This window comes from Moorena sp. SIO3I6 (genome assembly GCF_010672095.1).
In genome coordinates this window covers 1-4,683 of the sequence record NZ_JAAHHU010000243.1, presented here as the reverse complement: position 1 = coordinate 4,683, position 4,683 = coordinate 1, and the positions used below count along the sequence as shown (strand labels likewise).

Sequence of the window (4,683 nt, the reverse complement as noted above, 5' to 3'; positions counted from 1 at the left end):
GTGCTTTTGAATAAAATAAGCTGAGGTTAGGTCACAGGCTGGAAGCCTGTGCCACAGTGCTTTTGAATAAAATAAGCTGAGGTTAGGTCACAGGCTGGAAGCCTGTGCCACTTTGAGGTGCTTTTGAATAAAATAAGCTGAGGTTAGGTCACAGGCTGGAAGCCTGTGCCACTTTGAGGTGCTTTTGAATAAAATAAGCTGAGGTTAGGTCACAGGCTGGAAGCCTGTGCCACTTTGAGGTGCTTTTGAATAAAATAAGCTGAGGTTAGGTCACAGGCTGGAAGCCTGTGCCACTTTGAGGTGCTTTTGAATAAAATAAGCTGAGGTTAGGTCACAGGCTGGAAGCCTGTGCCACTTTGAGGTGCTTTTGAATAAAATAAGCTGAGGTTAGGTCACAGGCTGGAAGCCTGTGCCACAGTGCTTTTGAATAAAATAAGCTGAGGTTAGGTCACAGGCTGGAAGCCTGTGCCACTTTGAGGTGCTTTTGAATAAAATAAGCTGACCACTGACCACTGACCACTGACTACTGACTACTGACCACTGACCACTGACCGCTTACTGGTATTGAAAATTTTCTGCATAATCCTTGGTAGTTCGCCCGATAAGTCTATAGATACTTAGAAATCGGCGTTGCTGAATTAAGGAATGAATGCGGGATCATCTGGTTTTGGTCAAGCCCCCTAAATCCCCCGAGCGAGGGATTGCTCGCTCGGGGGACTTTGAGAGTTTTGTTCCCCCCAAAATTGGGGGGTTAGGGGGGCAAAACCATACCCATAATCAGCAACGCCTAGAAATCAGCTATTAGCACGCTGAATGCTTACCTTGTAACCTTTATAATCGGGTGTTAATCGATGTCACAGAAAAAGGATACCGTTACTGGTGATCAGCCGAAACAAATTATTTCTCAGACTTACCGCTATCAGTCCGAATACTACCATAACCGTCACCCATTAACCAATCGTCAAAGGCCAACCATTAACCGTCAAGGCTCAACCATTAACCGTTACCCAATCTCCGTAAACCGTGAAGAGCAAACCATTAACCGTCAGCCATTTATAGGTGATCCTAATGTGTTTTGGTTTTCAGAAATGGGCAGTGAGTGGAGTGGGACGATTAGAGAAGCGTGCTGGGAAACGATTAAGGAACCAATTGAAGAACAGGAGGATTTATCTAGGGATGAGAAAGGTGCTTCTACAATTGTATCAGCTTTGGCTTTATTGGGGATGATTGCTCTGGCTCTTATTTAAAGAATACATAAAAATCCTAATTGTTCTCCTTAAGGGAATTTCTCATCTGGTCTATAAGAGCACTAACATCTTTATATTCCTGAGCGATGATATCATCTTCAGGCAGATTTTCGATGTCGAAGTTCTGATCTAGCCTTTGCTGAATTTCCTCCAACTTTTCAATTCCCTTACGAACTCCTGGCTCTCCGCTTAGAGCTAATACATCTTGAGCATATCTACGGGTTAGTTCACTAAATAGCTCTTCAAATTCTTTGTTTCCTTGATAGTTGTTTTGATTTTGCTCAAATAGATTGATAGCTTTTTATAAGCTGTATAAATCTCTGTCTTTTATAAGTTTATAAATTGTCAATAAAACTTTCACTTGAGCTTCAATACTCAAACTCAATATCTGAGGGGGTGACATGAGCCCTGAAAAGCTTAGTAGATAAGGCTTTGATGCCAGTTCTCTTAGCAAAGATAAACTGGCCAATTGACCCTACGAATGATTTTATGGAAGCTCAAACCCTTATAACTACGTTCAAGGTCAGGCCAAAACAGCATGTATCTTTTTGTAACAGATCGGCTGAACGTACTACCCAGTAAGGATTTTAGCTTGCATGTCACCCCCTCAGACTCAATATATATCCAACAATACGTCTAAACCTACCAGTTGGACTTATTATTGCTGGAGACTCTAGTAATTTTAGCCAATCTGAGATTGACTGAGGTCTTCGCTTTTGCTCTAATTCCATACCTTGGAGAATGGCTCTTCTCAATGTTTTGTTGGTGACGAAGTTTTCCACATCTTGTTTTTGAGGGTCTCTTTTATATCTTTTTAGTTCATATTCCCGGTCTCTGCTACTAACTGGTTGGCGTCCGGTTAACAAGAAATATAAGGTAGCGGATAAGGCATAGATATCAAGGGGTGGGCCTGCTCTAAACCGGCGTAGTTGTTGCTCGGGTGGAGCATAATCTTCGGACCATTGTTTTGTTAGCTCTATTGTCCGGTCAGGAACAAATTCCCGGGAGATCCCAAAATCAATGAGGATTGCTTCGTCGCTTCCATGTCTTACCATAATATTACTAGGCTTGACATCTCTATGAATCAACTTAACCTTATGCATTGCTGCCAATGCATCGCCAACTTGCTGAATATATTTGATGGCTTGTTCCTCTGGAATTCCATTCCCTGGTTGAGTGAGTCTGTGTAGGTTCTCTCCTTCGATATAGTCCATCACGATGCAAGGACGTTTTATTGTTGGTTCATAGAAGTACTCTATGAATTTAACAATATGGTTATGGTTAAATTGGTTGAGTCGCTTCGCTTCATCTTTAAATTTTTCTTCTCTTTGGCTTCGTTGATTATTGGGTAGTTCTTCTCTTCCAATTTTTATGGCAACAATCTCTTCCTGACCATCGGGTAAGTGACGAGTGGCTTGGTAAGTCGTTCCAAAGCCTCCCTTTCCTAATTCACGTTGGATGGTATAGTCGCCGTCTTTCAGAGAATCTCCTGGTTGTAACTTTATCATTGGGTTATTTTAATTGAATTCATTGCTTTAGCGAATCTTATAACTTAGTAGATGATTAGCGGACTCTAACTTTACGATAGTCTTTTATTTGATATGATTTATACATTTGTAGTTCAAGCTAATTGTTACTATTAAGAGAATTTCTCATCCTCTTTATAAGAGCGGTAACATCTTTGTATTCCTGAGCAATTTTATCATCTTCCGGCAGACTTTCGATGTCGAAGTTATCATCCAGCCTTTGCTGAATTTCCTCCAGCTTTTCAATCCCCTTACGAACTCCTGGTTCTCCGCTTAGAGCTAATACGTCTTGAGAATATCTACGGGTTAGTTCACTAAACAGTTCTTCAAATTCTTTTTCTCCTTGATAGTTGTTTTTATTTTGCTCAAATAGCTTGAGGACTTCTTTGAAGTTGTCTACATCTTTGTTTTGTTTGAGTTTATAAATTGCCGATAAACCTTTGTCTTCAAGTTTCGTCCATTCATCACTGGTACTTGTGGGATTATCTGAATTAGATGGATTATCTGAATTAGATGGATTATCTGAATTAGATGGATTATCTGAATTAGATGGATTATGTATCAATGGAATGACAACAGCAGCTAATAGCAGCAAAACGAATATAACTCCAATCACCCATCTTGAAATATCAGTTATATTCCTTGGTGAAATCTCAGTTCGATTCCTTTCTTGTGAAGGCTCTAGTAATTTTAGCCACTCTAAGATTGACTGAGGTCGTTTACCTGGATTTAATTCCATCCCTTGGAGAATGGCTCTTCTCAAATTTTCGTTACTGACGAAGTTTTCTGCATCTTGTTTTTGAGGGTCTGGTTTATATATGTTGACTTCATCTTCCCTGTCTCTGGTATTAACTGGTTCGCGTCCGGTTAACAAAAAATAGAAGGTGGCGGATAAGGCATAGATATCAACTTGTGGACCTGCTCTAAAGCGGCGTAGTTGTTGCTCCGGTGGAGCATAACGTTCCGACCATTGTCGCGTTAGCTCTATTGTCCGGTCGGTAACAAATTCCCGGGCAATCCCAAAATCAATAAGGACTGCTTCGTTTCGATTTCTTGCTATAATATTACCAGGCTTGACATCTCTATGAATCAAATTAACCTGATGCATTGCTACCAAAGCATCGGCAACTTGCAGAATATATTTGATAGCTTGTTCTTCTGGAATTCCATTCCCTAGTTTAGTGAGTTTTTGTAGGGTCTCTCCCTCAATATATTCCATTACCAGGCAAGGACGGTTTATTGTTGGTTCATAGAAGTACTCTATGAATTTAACAATATGGTTATGGTTAAATTGGTTGAGTCGCTTCGCTTCATCTTTAAATTTTTCTTCTCTTTGGCTTCGTTCATTATCGCTTAATTCATCGTTTCCAATTTTTATGGCAACAATCTCTTCCTGACCATCGGGTAACTTAAGAGTGGCTTGGTAAGCTGTTCCAAAGCCCCCCCTTCCTAATTCACGTTGGATGGTATAGTCGCCGTTTTTCAGAGAAAATCCTGGTACTAAGCTCATGGGGTGTTTTTATTTAATTGTTGTTACTAATTTTTTCCAAATCCTCTAGTTGTTTACGTAACCTATCGATTTGGTCTTGGTAACTATCTTGGACTTTGTCTTCAAAGGTGAATTTGTCCAAACCCTCCCTTTCTTCCTGTTCAGATACTTTGATCCCACCAGGCATGACGTGAGCAAGTAGATAAAAACTAGCTCTACTGGAGAGTAATATGAAAATAATAACAGTGGCAGCACCTAATCCTTGGACTATCAGTTGACTGGGATTGCCTCCCCGCAAGAAGCCTTGAGCAGGACCCTTTCCAATAGCGTAAGCCCAGCCCAAACCACTGTCTGGTCCGATACTAAACAATCCCACCGCCAGGGTTCCCCATAATCCACAACCAAAGTGAACCGGAATAGC

At 40.8% G+C, this 4,683-nt stretch carries 4 protein-coding genes and 1 pseudogene; 1 reads left to right on the top strand and 4 read right to left on the bottom strand.

Going from position 1 to position 4,683, the window contains the following annotated elements; translation table 11 throughout:
- The first annotated feature begins 851 nt into the window (after positions 1-851).
- Positions 852-1,247 carry a hypothetical protein gene (locus F6K49_RS32695; protein WP_293071870.1) on the top strand — a complete coding sequence of 132 codons (396 nt, stop codon included), beginning with the start codon at positions 852-854 and terminating at the stop codon, positions 1,245-1,247.
- A 16-nt stretch (positions 1,248-1,263) separates the two neighbouring features.
- On the opposite strand, the gene F6K49_RS32690 is transcribed toward F6K49_RS32695, so the two are convergent.
- From F6K49_RS32690 to F6K49_RS32675, 4 genes and pseudogenes are all read right to left on the bottom strand, one after another.
- Positions 1,264-1,401 (bottom strand): hypothetical protein, encoded by a 138-nt coding sequence (locus tag F6K49_RS32690; RefSeq protein WP_293071871.1) that lies wholly within the window; start codon positions 1,399-1,401, stop codon positions 1,264-1,266.
- Positions 1,402-1,846: 445 nt separating this feature from the next.
- A complete protein-coding gene (locus tag F6K49_RS32685; protein ID WP_293082646.1) occupies positions 1,847-2,755 on the bottom strand; it encodes a serine/threonine-protein kinase in 909 nt (302 codons plus the stop codon).
- Between the two features lie 118 nt (positions 2,756-2,873).
- Positions 2,874-4,283 carry a serine/threonine-protein kinase gene (locus tag F6K49_RS32680; protein WP_293071873.1) on the bottom strand — a complete coding sequence of 470 codons (1,410 nt, stop codon included), beginning with the start codon at positions 4,281-4,283 and terminating at the stop codon, positions 2,874-2,876.
- Positions 4,284-4,296: 13 nt separating this feature from the next.
- A pseudogene (locus F6K49_RS32675) lies at positions 4,297-4,683 on the bottom strand (hypothetical protein); the annotation flags it as partial.